Below are 16,070 nucleotides of genomic sequence, written 5' to 3'. Positions count from 1 at the left end.
CTAAGATTTTTTTATTCCGGAGAGGCTGCTGAAAATCAGGGCAATTCCTGCAATTACGATGATCAGGGGCCAGAAGTCATGTAAATGGATACGGATATTGGGTAAAAATCGATCGGCAAGAAATATTGCGCCAATGGCAATCAGTATCAGACCGGCGATCAGCGTACCGTTATTCCGCCGTGGTGGATACACCACCTGAGGAATTGGAGAACCCGGTGATGCTTCCTCATTGACGGGATTTGCCCCTCCCGCAGCCTCATTTTCCTGATAAAATTGAAAAGGTTCTTCAGGTATGGCGATCCAAAGGATCAGGTATAATAAAATACCCCCCCCTCCAACAATGATCATAAGGGCAAAAATTAGCCTGACAATGGCAGGATCAGCATTTAATGACCGGGCAATGCCACCGGCGACACCGCCAAAAACCCGGTCTTTGCGGCTGCGGTAAAGTCCTTGTCGTTGCATCTTGTAAAATATTTAAACAAATTTACAATTCTCAGACGTGCAAATATTACAAGTGTTACAATTTATTCCAAATAAAAAAAGAGGGCTTTATGGACCATCTTTAATAGAAATTTATTTGTCTTAGCTTTTTTTAGCCATGCTCGTTATGTCATCATCAACAAGTATCCTTCCGCAGTATTCACAAACGATGATTTTTTTATGCATCCTGATATCAAGCTGATGTTGAGGGGGGATTTTATTGAAACATCCCCCGCAGGCATCCCGTTCGATCTGAACGATGGCCAGGCCGTTGCGCGCATTCTTGCGGATGCGCTGGTATGCAACAAGCAAACGGTCTTCAATGCGGCTTTGGAGTTCTTCAGAGCGCTTGGCGAGTTCTTTTTCTTCCATTTCAGTTTCTTCAACGATATCATTCAACTCACTCTTTTTAATCTCCAGATCGCTTTTCCTCTCATTTAAAACCGCTTCCGATTCATTTATCTGTAACTCTTTACTGTTCAGGCTTTCTGAATACTCCTTGATTCTTTTTTCAGCCAATTGCATCTCAAGAGTCTGGAATTCAATTTCTTTTGTTAAGGAATCATATTCTCTGTTATTCCGTACGTTCATCTTCTGCTCATCATATTTCTTTATCAGCGATTCGCTGTCCTTGATAGCCTGCTTCTTTTCAGCCACCAGTTTATCAAGGGATTTTATTTCCGCATGATAATTTTCTATCCTTGTCTCCAAACCAATAATTTCATCTTCCAAATCCTGGACTTCCAAAGGGAGTTCGCCCCTTATCATCCTTATTTTATCGATTTGTGAATCATGTTGTTGTAACTGGTAAACCGCCAATAATGTATCTTCTATTTTCCTTTGAATACCTTCATCCGATAGCTGTTCTGCTGAAACGGCATTCTTTTTAATAGTATTTTCCTTTGCCATTAATAGTTGAATTAAAAATAATTAACCGGGTTACCCGGGGTTTCTGAAATTTGGACTGCAAAGGTAGGAAATTTTTTCTTCAAATAATCGGCCAATAAGTCGCAAGTAAATTGTTCACTTTCAAAATGTCCTATATCGGCAATGACAATTTTGCTATCAGCATCAAAAAACTGATGGTACTTAAAGTCAGCAGAAACGAAGAAATCAGCCTGTTGAAGAATGGCATCCTGTAGCAGAAAACTGCCGGAACCACCGCAAACGGCAACTGTTCCGACCATTTTGCCCAACAGTGGTGAATGCTTGATGCATGGGATTTTAAGAACGTCTTTTAATTTCATGAGAAACTGATTTTCAGTCATTTTCTGCTCCAACTTACCAATCATTCCAGCTCCGGCCTGTTCAAATTCATTCTCAAGCGGATAAATATCATAAGCAACTTCCTCGTAAGGATGAGTTTTAAATAAAGCCTCTATAATGCATTTCTGCCTGTAAGACGGAAAGATCGTCTCAATTCTGACTTCTCTCTCAAAATGAATTTCACCAATTTTGCCAACAAAAGGGCTGGCCATCTCACCGGCCCGGAAAGTTCCCAATCCCTCTGCATTATAACTGCATTGATCATAATCACCGATATGGCCCGCGCCTGATTCGAAAAGGGCCTCTCTCACCTTGCCGGCATAATCGACGGGGCAGAATGTAACCAGCTTTTTGAGAAGGCCTCTTGTTTTCCTGAGGATAGAAAGATTAAGCAATCCAAGTTTTTCAGCAAAGATCCTGTTGACCCCTTCCAGGACATTGTCAAGATTGGTATGCATGGAACAAATGGCTATTCCCTCCCGAATGGCTTTGGCTACAATTCTTTCAGTCATGGTCTGACCCGTCAGCCTTGTCAGGCCCTTGAAAATAACAGGGTGATGACTGACAATCAGCCGGCAATTATTTCGAACTGCTTCATCGATGACAGGTTCATTAACATCGATACAGATCAAACAACCATCTGTTTCCCAATCCGGCTGCCCAACAGTCAGACCTGCATTATCATAATCCTCTTGTAAAGATAAAGGGGCTAATTCCTCAAGAGATTGAACGATTTCATTGATTTTCATCCTTTAACAATTATTAACTATTTAAATAATAAAAAAATTTAGTTATTTTCTATTACTTTTAAGTAATTATCCGTATAAATATATAAAGTTAGTTTAAGGTTATAAAACAATTGAGCTGACGAAACATGCCGTTAATTTTTACATTAAAGTAATGGTTATTGTAAAGATAATATTATTTCCTGTTGCCTGCCTGTATGGCTTTATCATGGGTATCCGGAACAAGCTATTTGATTGGAAAATCCTTCCATCCAAAAGCTTTAATATCCCGGTAATATCAATCGGGAACCTGAGCGCCGGAGGAACAGGTAAAACCCCGCATACCGAATACCTGGCCGGGCTATTAAAAAGTAATTACAAAATTGCGATTCTCAGCAGGGGATACCGGAGAAAAACCAAGGGTTTTATTATGGTGACATCAGAGCATACTCAAATTGATATTGGTGATGAACCCATGCAGTACCTGAAAAAATTTCCTGATGTGGTTTTAGCTGTTGATGAAGACCGAAAAAGGGGGATTTCTAAAATACTTGCCGCAAAACCTGATACGGAAGTGATACTGCTGGATGACGCTTTTCAGCATCGCTATGTAAAACCGGGGAAGTCGATCATACTCACCGACTATCATCATCTTTTTGTGCATGATTATCTGTTACCCACCGGGATGCTGAGAGAAAGTGCTAATGGCGCCCGCCGGGCTGATCTGATTATCGTCACAAAAACCCCCAGGATTTTTTCACCCATTACACGCCGGAACCTGGTCAAAGAACTAAATCCCAGACGGCATCAGAAGCTTTTCTATTCCTATATCTCCTATGATAGCCCGGTTCCGTTGAAACTTTGTTCCAATCAAACACCGGCTGCTGCAAAATATAATTATATCATCATGGTGGCCGGGGTGGCTAATTCTTATCCGTTGCAGGAATACCTGCGTGGAATATGTAATGAATTAATAGTCATCGATTTCAACGACCATCATCAATATACAATCAATGATTTTGAAAAAATATCACAGGAATACCAGAGTATCATTTCAAAAGATAAAGTTATCTTCACCACCGAAAAAGACGCGACGCGACTCGACAAGGACGAATTTTCATCTTACCTGGATGTGTTGCCTGTCTACTATGTCCCCATCAGGATTAAATTCCATGATAGCGATGAAATAAGATTTGATAAGCTGATCCTGGATTATGTTCACAAAAGTATCGGAAGCCGTTGATTTCATCAGGGAAAGAATAAAAGCCGCGCCGGAAGCCTTAATAGTACTGGGTACCGGCCTGGGCGGCCTTGCTGAAGAAATAGAAAACCCTGTTATCATCCCTTATGAAGAAATACCTCATTTCCCCGCCTCCACCGTTGAAGGACATGCCGGTGAATTAATTACAGGCTTGCTCAATAACCGGAATGTCATAGCCATGAAGGGCCGCTTTCATTTTTATGAAGGTTATCCCCTAAAGGATGTCATCTTTCCTGTTCGGGTCATGAAATTTCTGGGTGTCAAATTTTTAATACTGTCTAATGCAAGTGGTGGCCTGAATCCCAGTTTTGCCGTTGGGGATATGATGTTTATCGAAGATCATATAAACCTGATGAACCTCATGAATGAAAACCCTCTCAAAGGCAGGCATCATAATGAATTTGGCTCACGCTTCCCTGACATGAACCAGCCTTATGATCCGGGGATCCTGCGAAAGGCGGAAGAAATTGCAGGCCGTCTGGGTATAAAATATCGCAAAGGGGTTTATGCCGGGGTTACCGGCCCGACTTTTGAAACTCCTTCTGAATACAGATATGTCCGCTTCCTGGGAGCTGATGCGGTAGGCATGTCAACGGTCCCGGAAGCTATAGTCGCTGTACAGATGGCCTTGCCGGTCTTTGCCATTTCTGTTATTTCCGATTTGGGGGTCGAAGGAAAAATAGTGGAAATAACCCACGAAGAAGTGATCGACGCAGCAAGCCACGTTGAGCCTGAAATGACCAGACTGATCAAGGCATTACTAGCCGAAGTTTATTTATAATAACATTGGCTAAAAAGCGTCCGGGTCAATGGACTTTAGCTGCCACTTTTCCGAAGTATTGATTTTTCTGTATCTGAAAGGTATTAAAGCGAAACTGAAAGCGACCATCCCGCCGGAAATCAGCAAAGTCTCGGTTTGAATTACAGGGCCTTCATGGTTGATCAACCGGTTAAAACTGTCAACCCCAAAATAAGCCACTCCCCCGGTTAAGCTTAATCCTCTTAAAATCTGGATCAGCCAATTCTCGCGAAAAATGAAAGATATATTGCTCATCTTCACTTCACCATGTTCTTCAAAGATCACAGAAGTATCAGTGAGGTCAAAGATATGGTCCGAAATCCTGCCCTTGCTTCCTGAGAGTTGAAATAATATTTCAGCCCCCTCGTAATATTTAAAATTTTTCAAAGAATGAATATTCTCGACCAATAATATTTTCTGGGCAAATAAATCAGCTCCAAAAAGTAATAATACTCCTATGAAAATCAATCTATTCAAAAATCATCAGGCATTCCTGTTTATTTAATGTTAATAAAGGTCGTATTTTTGTCCAAATTAATCAAAATCGGACAAAAAATGAGTGTGCCAAGAAAAAATATCATCTTCATTTATTTCATCTTTCTTTTCATCGTCTTCATTTCAGGTTGCTCTCAAAATGACCCAAAGGGGATTAATACGACTGTAAAAGGATCATTTCCCGCATTCAAAGGCAAGTCAGTTACCCTTAGTGAAATCGATATTAATAAAGCTATAACACTGGATACATCGGAGATTTCAGAAGACGGTTCTTTTAGTTTCCGGTTCAGGCGGCAGTGCCCTGGGTTTTACCTCATCAAAGTCGATAATAAAAATTACATTACTCTGGTCCTGGATGAGGAAAAACGGGTGGAAATATCTTCAGATCTTCCCAACCTGAGAAAAGAATATGAAGTGAAAGGATCCCCGGATTCCGAATTATACCGGGATTTTGAAATGTTTCTTGAAGCCAATCGTAAAAAGGTTGATTCATTGAGCAAATCTTATACCGATTACCAGCGGTCGGCCGGTTTTCAGACAAAAAAAATGGAACTCGACAAGAGCTATCAGGAAATTTTTAAATATCAACGTCAATATGCCATCAGCTTCCTGGAAAACCATTGCGGTTCGCTTGCTTCCCTGCTTGTGATCAACAGGCGTTTTGGGGAAAGAAAGGTGCTGACTGAAAAAGAAGATTTAAGGTATTTCATGCTGATCGATTCTTGTTTATCCATAAAATATCCTGATAATAAGCATCTTGTTGAACAAAAAAAACGGTTGGAAATGGCCAGGGAAGAGCAGAAAAAATACGAAATGATCGAAAAACGCCTCGCGATCGGGCAAAAAGTTCCGGATATAAGTCTTCAAAATCTTTCGGGAAATGCCGTGCCTTTGTATTCCCTGCTGGGAAAGCCGGTGGTTCTTTATTTTTGGGCTTCCTGGGATCAGCAAAGCAGAAAAGCAAATATTACCATGAAAGAATTGATTAATAAAGCTGGCAAAGTAAAGCCGGCTGTGTATGCCATCGGCCTGGAAAGCTATAAGGAACCATGGGAAGATGCTATCCGGATGGATGGGCTTCAAAAGTGGACAAATGTTACTGATTACCTGAATATATATTCCTCGGCTAAATCATTGTTCAATATTCCCGAAGATCTCCCGTATTTTATACTGCTTGATAAAGAGATGATGATCCGTTACAGGGGAAATAACTTCAAAGCTCTCGCTTCGGAAATCGACCAGTTAAGCCAATAACTTCTATCGGTTTTCCATATAAGTTTATTAATATTGTATAAAAATCGGGAATTGATTGGAATCTAAGCAAAACAAGCCGCTACAAAAGATCTATTTTGCATCCGACTTTCATTTGGGGATTCCGGATTATGAAAGCAGCCTGCAACGCGAGAGAATGCTCGTCTCATGGCTTGACCATGCAAGAAAGGATGCAGCTGAGATATTTCTTATGGGAGACATTTTCGACTTCTGGTTTGAATATAAAACGGTCGTGCCGAAAGGTTATGTCAGGCTGCTGGGAAAACTTGCACAAATGACGGAAGAAGGCATCCCCGTTCATCTTTTCACCGGTAATCATGACATTTGGGCTTTTGAATATCTTCAAAAAGAGGTTAACATTCAATTGCATCCGCATCCCGAAATCCTTAAGATAATGGAAAAAATGTTTTACCTTGCTCATGGCGACGGCTTAGGACCAGGTGATAATGGTTACAAATTTCTTAAAAAGGTTTTCAGCAGCAGGTTCAATCAATTTTTGTTCCGCTGGCTGCACCCCGATGTTGGTGCGAAGATGGGTTTGTATTTCAGTAGTAAAAGCCGCCTGGCCAATATGATAAAGGAAAACAAAAAGGAAAATTTAAGCAGGATCGAAGATGAAATGTTGTATAAATACGCTTCCGGTCTTTTAAAAAACGGGCTTGAGGTTGATTACTTTGTCTTTGGTCATCGCCACAGGCCAGCTGATGTTGAATTACAACCAGGTCGCCATATGGTTATACTGGGCGATTGGATTACTAATTTTACTTATGCGGAATTTGATGGTAAGGATTTGAATTTGAAATATTTTAAAAATGAACTATTATGAAAGACTTCTTGAAATTTATGTTCGCTTCCATGCTGGGGTTCATTATTGTCCTGGTGGTGGTGTTTTTTATTTTCGTGGGACTCATTGCTTCACTGGCTTCATTCGCCGACAAAAAGGCCGTTGCCATTGAGCCAAACACTTTGCTTCAAATCAAGCTGGACAAACCTATCCTTGACCGGGAGCCGAAAGATCCTTTCAGCTTCTTCTCCCCTGCCGGATTCGACATGGAACAAAATCCAGGCCTTGATGAAATTTTGAAGAATATTGAAAAAGCTAAGTCTGATCCTAACATCAAGGGGATATATTTAGACCTGGGAATTGTTCCATCAGGGTTGACCATGATAAGGGAAATCAGGCAGGCATTGCTCAATTTTAAAACAAGCGGGAAATTTATCATCGCCTATGGTGAAGTATACTCGCAGTCAGCCTATTACTTAGGCAGCGTTGCCGACAAGATCTATCTGCATCCCGATGGCGCCATTGAATTCAGGGGGCTTGATGCAGAGATTATGTTCCTGAAAGGTACGCTTGAAAAACTGGATATCGATATGCAGGTGATCAGGCACGGAAAATATAAAAGCGCAGTCGAAATGTTCATGCTCGATAAGATGAGCGATGCCAACCGTGAACAGTTAAACGCGATGATTACCGGTATGTGGGGAATCGTGCTGGCCGATATTTCTTCAAGCAGAAACCTTTCCCAGGATCAACTGAATTTGATTGCAGACAACCTGGACGCCCTTGATGCTGACAAAGCTTTAGCCTCGAAAATGGTAGACGGACTTTTTTATAAAGATGAATTACTGGCAGAACTCAGGGCAAAGACCGGCCTGGGAGAAAATGAGAAGATCGCAACGGTTTCTATGGCCAAATACACGATGGTTCCTCCTAAGGTTAAAGAAAAATTTTCTTCGAATAAAATTGCTGTAATTTATGCTATTGGAAACATCATTGACGGGAAAGGCGATGACAGGACCGTTGGTTCAGTCAAAATGTCGGAAGCAATTCGTCAGGCCCGGGAAAATGATAAAGTGAAAGCCATTGTCCTCCGCGTAAATTCTCCGGGAGGCAGTGCAACGGCCTCGGAAGTCATCCGTCGCGAAGTGGAATTGGCGGTAAAAGAAAAACCGGTGGTTGTTTCAATGGGAAATGTTGCCGCTTCAGGAGGATATTGGATATCTGCCTCGGCCAGCAAGATTTTAGCAGATCCTTCGACCATTACCGGTTCGATCGGTGTTTTCGGCTTAATCCCGAACATGCAGGGACTATTTAACGATAAGCTCGGTATAACCTTTGATCACGCACTGACCAATAAATATTCCGATTTTCCCAATGTTATCAGGCCTTTGACCAGCTATGAAACGATTCTGTTTGAACGGCAGGTCGATAAGATTTACAATAATTTTCTCGGACTGGTTTCAGCCGGAAGGAAAATGGAGGCCAGCCAGGTCGATTCCATCGGGCAGGGTCGTGTATGGAGCGGTGCAGATGCTTTGGAACTTGGTCTGATCGACCAGTTTGGCGGGTTGCAGGATGCAATCAGGTTGGCTGCCGAACTTGCTGCTGTAGGGGAATACAACATTTTGTCGCTGCCTGCTCAGAAAGACCCTTTCCAGCAAATTCTGGATGAATTCACCGGGAACACAAGCGCAGGAAGGATGGAAAAAGAACTTGGTGAATATTATCCTTATTACCAGTATCTGAAGCAAATAAAGGACTATCAGGGCATCCAGGCCAGGCTTCCTTATGATATTAAGGTGAGGTAGAATTGGATTTTTCTTTTATCGGATTCGCCTTCGTGTCAAGTCTCTTGATGAATGATGAATAGTTAAAATGTCAACTCTGTTTTTGTTGACAATCTTATATATGATACGATAATTCCCTTCAATCAGCTCTCTGAACTGTTCGTTTTCAAATTCCGGCACAGGCTTACCTGAAAGGGGATTGGATTTTAATATTTCTGTCCTTAATTTCAGTCTAAGGACTTGAATTCTTGCATATCTTATGGAATCTCCTGAAATATAATCTGATATGCTTTTCAAATCCTCAACCGCCAGCTTTGTCCAGTTTATTTGAACCATCTCTCAATTTCTTTTTCCAATTCTTCCTCGGAAATGATCTCCCCTTTTTCGGACTGAAGGTTACCCCTATCAATTTTATCTATTAAAATAATCTTATCAATGAGTTCGTCAACAGTAAATCTTTCCGGGAATTTGTCGATGGTCTCTTTTAATTTTTTCTTGGTCAGCATATTATTTAAAGTTTTATGCTAAGATAAGGCATTTTTCTGTTCAGGTTTATATTTATATGCCTGCCAACTCACTTTTGCTGGCGAAGAATGACCATGGATCAATCGAAAGTATTGGATATCACAATTTGTGATTTCCAATCTTCCATTTCCTGCTTGGTATGTGGAGGACAATAGAGGGTATCGGACACCTCCTTAAATTACGCTCGAAAAATATCACCCTGAGTGCTATCCCTGATTCTTTCCCAACATGACCCGCTCTGGGCACAAATGAAAATTGAAAACCCTTGCAGGAAGTACTCTTGCAAGGGTTTATCTTTTTCAGATGACGGATGGGGGGTGACGCATTCAAGGGGCACCCTTAAAAACTCACTAATACACGATGAGCTTCCTGGTCATTAAAGTTTGATCATATTTAACCTTAATGATGTAAACTCCAGGTCTGAGGTTACTGATGCAAATACTGCTCTTATCATTCTCAATCTGCTGTGAGATATGAGCCTTTCCTTGTAAATCATAAATAATCATCTCTGCCTTAATAATTTGCATACTCTCATTAAGCATGATGTATAGGATGTCGTTGGCGGGGTTGGGGAAAATTATTAATTTATCGGACGTTCCAATGAATTCATTTATCCCCACATTATTTTGCCTGACAACGGGGAAAATGGCATTGGAAACTCGTAAGAAAAACCTCGGATCTGATGAATAAGAAATCCATTCGTTAGCGGCATTAAGTGTCCACGCTATCCCGGCTTCAGAGTTTCCATCAATATTTGTCATCAAAGCCACCGTATCACCAGTACTTAGTGGAAGAAATACGCCAACAAAAAAGTCTTTGGGAGCAGCAACTGGTGTTGGGAAAGTTACGGTTGTCATGATTCCGGCTGTATAATCCTGAACAATCTGGGACAAGGGCACGGTTATATTATTAATAAGATCCCCCGGCTTATCATTATCGCCGGATTTGGCCCATATTCCTATCTTAACCGGAACTTCGCCAGCACTCGTTTTAACAGCTTTTCCAAACCGCAATAGTACTTTCTCAACATCATATGAAATCAATTCATCCGTGAAATAGTTAGCCTTGATTTTATCCAGGTCACAATTGTTGCCGGAGATATATCCACAATTTCCCCTTGTCAGATATTGATACAAGGTGTCATTTTCGCCACTAAAGTATTCTAAGGTGTCATCTTCAATAACAGTTACAGAAACCTCATCACTGGTTTGATAGCCCACCAATACATCGTTAATAGTAAGAGTAAAGGCCTGGCTGCTGAATAGTGCCACAGTTTGAGGATTCAAGATATTTGGGTCGTACAATAATGTATCGGGAGTCCAATGAATTGCAAGCGAAGGTGATCCACCCGTGTAACTTCCGTTTAAAATCGTGCTATCTCCTAACATTATAGATTCATCTGTACCAGCACTAATAATGAGTTGGTCATAGGCAGTCAGTGTTGCGGAATTACTTGTGGTAGAGCCGCAGACATTAGTGATGGTACAATAATAATTTCCGACATCAGCTGCGGAAACTATTGTGATTGTTAGCTGGGACAAAGTATCATCTTCCAATAATCCCGAAGGGCCATACCATTGGTACAAAAGGGGATCATCACCAGTTGCCCCGACTATAAATTGTGCAACATTCCCGAAATACAATATTTCGCTCTGGGGTTGTGAAGTCACATCCGGGTATTCTTTTACTTCAACAAACGCCTGGTTACTATACTTGGTCTCGCAGGAATTGGTCACAAGGCATCGATAATTAGCCTCGTCAGGAGGAGTCAAATTATTTAATATCAATACATTGTTATTTTCTCCAGATATATCATTACCATTTTTTTGCCATTGAAATAAAATTTCTGGTGATCCTATGGCATCCACTATCATTGTATATGATTCACCTTCACACTTTGAAGTTCCGATGGGTTGTAAGGTGATTGTTGGTGGTGTGAGGGGAATACCAAGTAAATTTTCATATGCCCCGATATCAGGAAATGAACCCAGAGGTTGAGGTCTTGTTGAATTTAAGAAATCATAATCTGGTGCTGTGACTAATTGTTCAGCCATTACAAGTGAATCTATTCCTGCTCCGATTCCTGAGCTGCAATCAGAGAGCCTGTAATCCCCGTTGATTGGGTCGACGAATAATGGATTTCCATCATAATTATTTTCCCAGTATTGAAGTTGCTCTGGATATACGACACTGATTGTTGAAGTTCCTCCCTGAATTATACTATAGTCTATATAAATAGGGCCGCCGCCAGTTATTTTAATATTAAATTCCGAATGCCCTGAAACAATTGAGTTAATCATTCTTGGAGCAATTGTCCCTGGCTTTAAAATCCCGATTGGTGTACTGTTGTTGGATATTATAGTATTAACAAAGTTGACACAATCTGTTGAGCCTCCTAGTATAAATAAAGCTGTCTCACCGGTATTATTATATATGATTGAGTTAATCAATGTTAAGCAGCCACTTTCAGCAAAATAGATTGCGGCACCATTGTTTGCACTATTATTATAAAATGCACAATTGATTATTTCTGTTTGTCTATTATTAATGTTGTTTATATGAATTGCACCACCTCGCCGCTCACCATTATTGCAAGTATTATTATAAAATTCACAATTGATAATATCAGCATCGCCACCAAATAAAAAAATTGCTCCGCCTTCACTACTACAAATATTATTGAAAAACTTTGAATTTTTAATAGTAACAGTACCGATACTATAAATGCAACTAATTCCTCCTCCTTTTCCACTTTGAGAGTTATTATCTTTAATTATAAGATGATCAAGATATGGACTAGAACCTGTAATATACATTGCACCACCATATGTTTCTGAACCGACAAAACCATTTTGTAGTGTCAAACCTATTAGCTTCGCATCCGTTTCTGCATTAATAATCCTAACACAAGGCAACCCATAAGCCCCTCCATCTATTATTGTTTGTTCAATGTAATCCTCATTCCCTGTCAATAGATAGAGAGAGCCAACGGTAATATTTTTTCCATTGTAAATAACTTGTTCAACATATGTTCCCGGCTGCACCAATACCGTATCCCCAACCTGTGAAGCATCAATTCCCTGCTGAATTGTTGGGAAATCATCGGGGATGTTGATGATTTGGGCATTGATTTTATAACTCGTTAAAGCTATCAAAAGATAAAAAAGGTAAAATAACTTTTTCATAAGGCTTGGTTTTTGGTTATATGGATAAAATTAAATCACAACCATACGGCGGGTGATCACTGTGTTCCCTTGCTTAATTTGTAAAATATAAACACCTGGTCTGAGGTCTTTAATTTCAATGCTCGTCTTTGCTGTGGTGATATATTTAGAGATTAATTTTTGTCCATTTATATCGTGGATGTAGATATCAGCTTCAAACTCTCCGGAAATCCCGCCGATTTCTATGTTTAAAACTTCACGGGTTGGATTGGGAAATACCGATATGATACCAGACCATTTCTCCAGATCTTCTATCCCGACATTGGTGCTGATAATATTGGAAAATACTGATATGTATGATTTATTATCTTTCTGTGGATTGCAACCGTTTTCATTTCTGATCTCGATGACAAAGTCAAGGATTCCGGCCGGGGGATTCAAATCGGTATAAGAAGTGATGCTGTTTGGGACAGAATCAATAATCTGAAACCCTTCAGGCGCTTGTCTTCTATAAATGTAATAGGTCTGATAATCAAATCCATGATACGGAGTCCAGATTAAATTGTACGAATTAATGCCTGTGTTGATATTTAAGTGCATAGTCGTGTGAACCGCACTCATTGATGATTCATTATTGCAAGTATCCAAAGTAGTTATTCCATAGGTGAACGATCTCTGGAGCGGGCTAGAAGTGTTGTCTAAATAGACGCTCATTATAGTGTGAGAAACATTACCCATCATTTCAAAACTTCCACCAGAGGTTGATTCCCGATAAATATTATATGAGGCAATCGCATCATCTGGTGTTTTATCCCACATAATCATGTTCTTCATGGTTGAAGAATCTACATTGACCAAGCAAATCTGATCCGTTGAATTATAATTGAAATAATATATATCGGCAGTGTTTGCCATTTGTCCTTGACATCCAGTCACCCCATTTGTTGCACCTACCGCATAATTCCCCTCAATATTTTGAAATCCGAAACTGATCGGAAAACCTGTTCCCGGAACAGTAATTCCTGTAATGTTTGAATTTCTGAGCAATTCATAATCATTATTTAGTTCTGAACCATCAAGACCCAGTTCTAATCCTGAGCTTCCATCACAAATAAATCCACCGTTTAAAAGCGAAAACTGTGTTGGATAAGGATAGATATAAATCCAAACAGAATCTTCAGCCGTTTGATAAGTGGCACTAACCGATAATATATATAATGTTGATTGTTCAGGAAATGCAACAGGGTTTTGCAGGTTCGAATAAAATCCAGGAGGCTGGGATGTCCAGGAAAAATTGTAATCTACACTATCACAGGAAACTGTAGAATAAAGATTTACTGCATCATAAGCACAAACACTATCCTCAAGTGAATAAACCGATAAACTCAATGGAAAAGTGTAAATCCATACAGAATCTTCAGCCGTTTGATAACCGGCAGTAACCGACAATCTGTATAAGGTTGGTTGATCAGGAAAAGCATTCGGATTTTGAAGTGTCGAATAAAATCCGGCAGGCTGGGATGTCCATAAGAAGCTGCACTCACCAATATTTCCGATAACAGTGGAAGAAAGAAGTACTGAATCATTTATGCATACTGTATCTTCTTGCGCATAAACCGACAAATTCAAAGGATATGCCTCTCCACAGATTGATTCTACTTCTTCCTCGCTGTTACAACCCGCTGCATTACTGTAGATCTCGACGGTGCCATTGGGAGCTGCCAGGTAAAAACACACACTTTGAACAGCACAGGTGGCCAGGTTAATGTTATCATGGATGGATAAATTACTGATTGAACCTGCATCAATATTATCTAGACCTGCAAGACTGGTTATCATTGGATTATTATAAATCTTGAGGTCTCCGCCTATAGAATTCAATGAATTCAAAGTGGTGAAGGCTGGCAATAAAGGATTATCATGTATTTCAACATTACCATTGATGTCAATTAAATTATTCAGACCAGCGAGGCTTATAAGGTTAATATGAGAACCGATGTATAGTCCTCCGATGGAATCGACATCATCCAGCCCGGCCAGGCTAACCAGTGCATTATTTAATTCAAGATCAATATTGCCACCGATATAATTGACATTATTCAGGCCGCTAAGGTTTGTTAAAGCATAAGTGGAATTAATCTTAAGATCTCCGCCTATAAAAGTCAAATTCCCTAATGCGGAAAGGGTATTTAGGTTGTTATTGGCTTCCAGGCAAAGTCCACCACCGATGGAGGTCAAATTATCCAGACCAGCCAAACTGGTAAGGGCAGTATTGTTTTTCAAGAAAAGGCTGTCTCCTATGGAATTCAGGCTTTCAAGCCCTGCCATGCTTATCAGGGCAGGACTATCATTTATCTTAATATTTCCTTCGATGGTTGTCAATGCATCTAAGCCCGTTAAACTGCTCAAAGCATTATTGGTATTTATTATCAATCTACCCCCGACTGAAGTAAGGCCTTCTAATCCCGTCAGGTCGAGCAGGGAGTCGTTGTAAAAAATAGTGACATCTTCCACGACAGAAGTCACACTTTCCAGGCCCTCTAAACTCAATAAAGCACTATTTTGCGAAATGCGCATACTGCCAACTGAATTCAATGAATCTAATCCGGTTAAACTTGTCATTTCAGGATTAGAACCAATGTTAAGCGATCCCCCGATGTAAGTCACTCTATTCAATCCCGTCAGATTGGTCAGGGCAGTACCACTAATATGAATAAGATCTCCGATATAAGTCAAATTATTCAGCGCAGCAAGACTTGTCAGTGAACTGTTACCCCCTAATTGCAATTCTACCCCTATAGAGTCCAGGTTATTTAATCCATTTAGACTCTCAAGAGCATTGCATAAATAAATTAACAATCTCCACCTAACTGAAGTCAGATTCTCCAACCCGGTCAGATCTGTAAGAGGGAGGTAGACCAAAGATAGGTCTCCAACCGAATTCAAGCCCTCTAATCCCGCCAGACTTGTTAATAAATCATTATTCTGAAAATAAAGACCACCCCCAACGTAAGAAACATTATTCAATTCTAAAATGCTTGTCAAAGCAGGGTTGTGGTCAATAATAAAGTTTCCCCCAATGAAAGTCAAATTATCCAATCCTGCCATACTAATCAGTAATGTGTTGCCTAAAATTTTAAGATTTCCACCGACAGCAGTCATGCTTTCAAGTCCGGTAAGACTTGTAATATTATATCCGGAAATTATCAGATCGCCCAGCACCGAGGTTAAGCCTTCCAATCCAGTCAAAACAGGCAGCACATCATTGTAATTAATCGTAAGGTTACCACCAACTGTGGTAATATTTTCTAATCCAATCAGACTTGCTAAGTTATCATTGGACTGTATAAGTAGATCTCCTCCAATAGAAGTCAATACACTCATATAATACTCCCCAAAATTCAGACCACTGGTTAAGTTGAAAAAAGTCTAATTTTAACAGTGGTATTATGAAAGCAAAAAGAAGAAAATTTACGTCGGCCTTTAAGGCCCGGGTAGCCATTGAAGCG

General features: G+C 40.2%; 12 protein-coding genes. 5 read left to right on the top strand and 7 right to left on the bottom strand.

Annotation, left to right across the window (positions count from 1 at the left end; genetic code table 11):
- From M0Q51_06700 to M0Q51_06690, 3 genes are all read right to left on the bottom strand, one after another.
- Complete coding sequence (locus M0Q51_06700; protein MCK9399670.1) at positions 1 to 465, bottom strand: PspC domain-containing protein; 465 nt, start codon at positions 463 to 465, stop codon at positions 1 to 3.
- 120 nt (positions 466 to 585) lie between these two features.
- Entirely contained in the window at positions 586 to 1,392 is an 807-nt protein-coding gene (locus tag M0Q51_06695; GenBank protein MCK9399669.1) for a C4-type zinc ribbon domain-containing protein, read from the bottom strand.
- Between the two features lie 11 nt (positions 1,393 to 1,403).
- Positions 1,404 to 2,498 (bottom strand): Nif3-like dinuclear metal center hexameric protein, encoded by a 1,095-nt coding sequence (locus tag M0Q51_06690; GenBank protein ID MCK9399668.1) that lies wholly within the window; start codon positions 2,496 to 2,498, stop codon positions 1,404 to 1,406.
- 151 nt (positions 2,499 to 2,649) lie between these two features.
- Here M0Q51_06690 and lpxK point away from each other — a divergent pair, with 151 nt between their 5' ends.
- A complete protein-coding gene (gene lpxK / locus M0Q51_06685) occupies positions 2,650 to 3,717 on the top strand; it encodes a tetraacyldisaccharide 4'-kinase (protein ID MCK9399667.1) in 1,068 nt (355 codons plus the stop codon).
- Positions 3,689 to 4,516 (top strand): purine-nucleoside phosphorylase, encoded by an 828-nt coding sequence (locus M0Q51_06680; protein ID MCK9399666.1) that lies wholly within the window; start codon positions 3,689 to 3,691, stop codon positions 4,514 to 4,516. Before lpxK ends, M0Q51_06680 begins: the two co-directional genes overlap by 29 nt.
- A gap of 9 nt (positions 4,517 to 4,525) precedes the next feature.
- Here M0Q51_06680 and M0Q51_06675 read toward each other — a convergent pair whose 3' ends face one another.
- On the bottom strand, positions 4,526 to 4,921 hold the full coding sequence (locus tag M0Q51_06675; protein MCK9399665.1) for a hypothetical protein: 396 nt from the start codon (positions 4,919 to 4,921) through the stop codon (positions 4,526 to 4,528).
- A 168-nt stretch (positions 4,922 to 5,089) separates the two neighbouring features.
- On the opposite strand from M0Q51_06675, the gene M0Q51_06670 reads away from it, so the two are divergent.
- From M0Q51_06670 to sppA, 3 genes are read left to right on the top strand one after another with little or no spacing between them, the layout of a single operon-like run.
- Positions 5,090 to 6,283 carry an AhpC/TSA family protein gene (locus tag M0Q51_06670; GenBank protein ID MCK9399664.1) on the top strand — a complete coding sequence of 398 codons (1,194 nt, stop codon included), beginning with the start codon at positions 5,090 to 5,092 and terminating at the stop codon, positions 6,281 to 6,283.
- A gap of 55 nt (positions 6,284 to 6,338) precedes the next feature.
- The gene (locus tag M0Q51_06665; protein MCK9399663.1) at positions 6,339 to 7,127 is read left to right on the top strand and encodes a UDP-2,3-diacylglucosamine diphosphatase; all 789 of its coding nucleotides are present in this window, start codon (positions 6,339 to 6,341) and stop codon (positions 7,125 to 7,127) included.
- Complete coding sequence (gene sppA / locus M0Q51_06660) at positions 7,124 to 8,893, top strand: signal peptide peptidase SppA (protein MCK9399662.1); 1,770 nt, start codon at positions 7,124 to 7,126, stop codon at positions 8,891 to 8,893. Before M0Q51_06665 ends, sppA begins: the two co-directional genes overlap by 4 nt.
- A 302-nt stretch (positions 8,894 to 9,195) precedes the next feature.
- Here the strand turns inward: sppA and M0Q51_06655 are convergent, their stop codons facing one another.
- The 3 genes from M0Q51_06655 to M0Q51_06645 all read right to left on the bottom strand — a co-directional run bounded on the left by M0Q51_06655 (position 9,196) and on the right by M0Q51_06645 (position 15,945).
- Entirely contained in the window at positions 9,196 to 9,378 is a 183-nt protein-coding gene (locus tag M0Q51_06655) for a hypothetical protein (GenBank protein ID MCK9399661.1), read from the bottom strand.
- A 369-nt stretch (positions 9,379 to 9,747) separates the two neighbouring features.
- A complete protein-coding gene (locus tag M0Q51_06650) occupies positions 9,748 to 12,582 on the bottom strand; it encodes an immunoglobulin domain-containing protein (GenBank protein ID MCK9399660.1) in 2,835 nt (944 codons plus the stop codon).
- A gap of 30 nt (positions 12,583 to 12,612) precedes the next feature.
- A complete protein-coding gene (locus M0Q51_06645; GenBank protein MCK9399659.1) occupies positions 12,613 to 15,945 on the bottom strand; it encodes a T9SS type A sorting domain-containing protein in 3,333 nt (1,110 codons plus the stop codon).
- Positions 15,946 to 16,070: the final 125 nt, after the last annotated feature.

The sequence above is a fragment of the Bacteroidales bacterium genome, from assembly GCA_023229505.1.
Lineage (GTDB): Bacteria > Bacteroidota > Bacteroidia > Bacteroidales > JAGOPY01 > JAGOPY01.
This window is presented reverse-complemented; position numbering and strand designations above follow the sequence as displayed.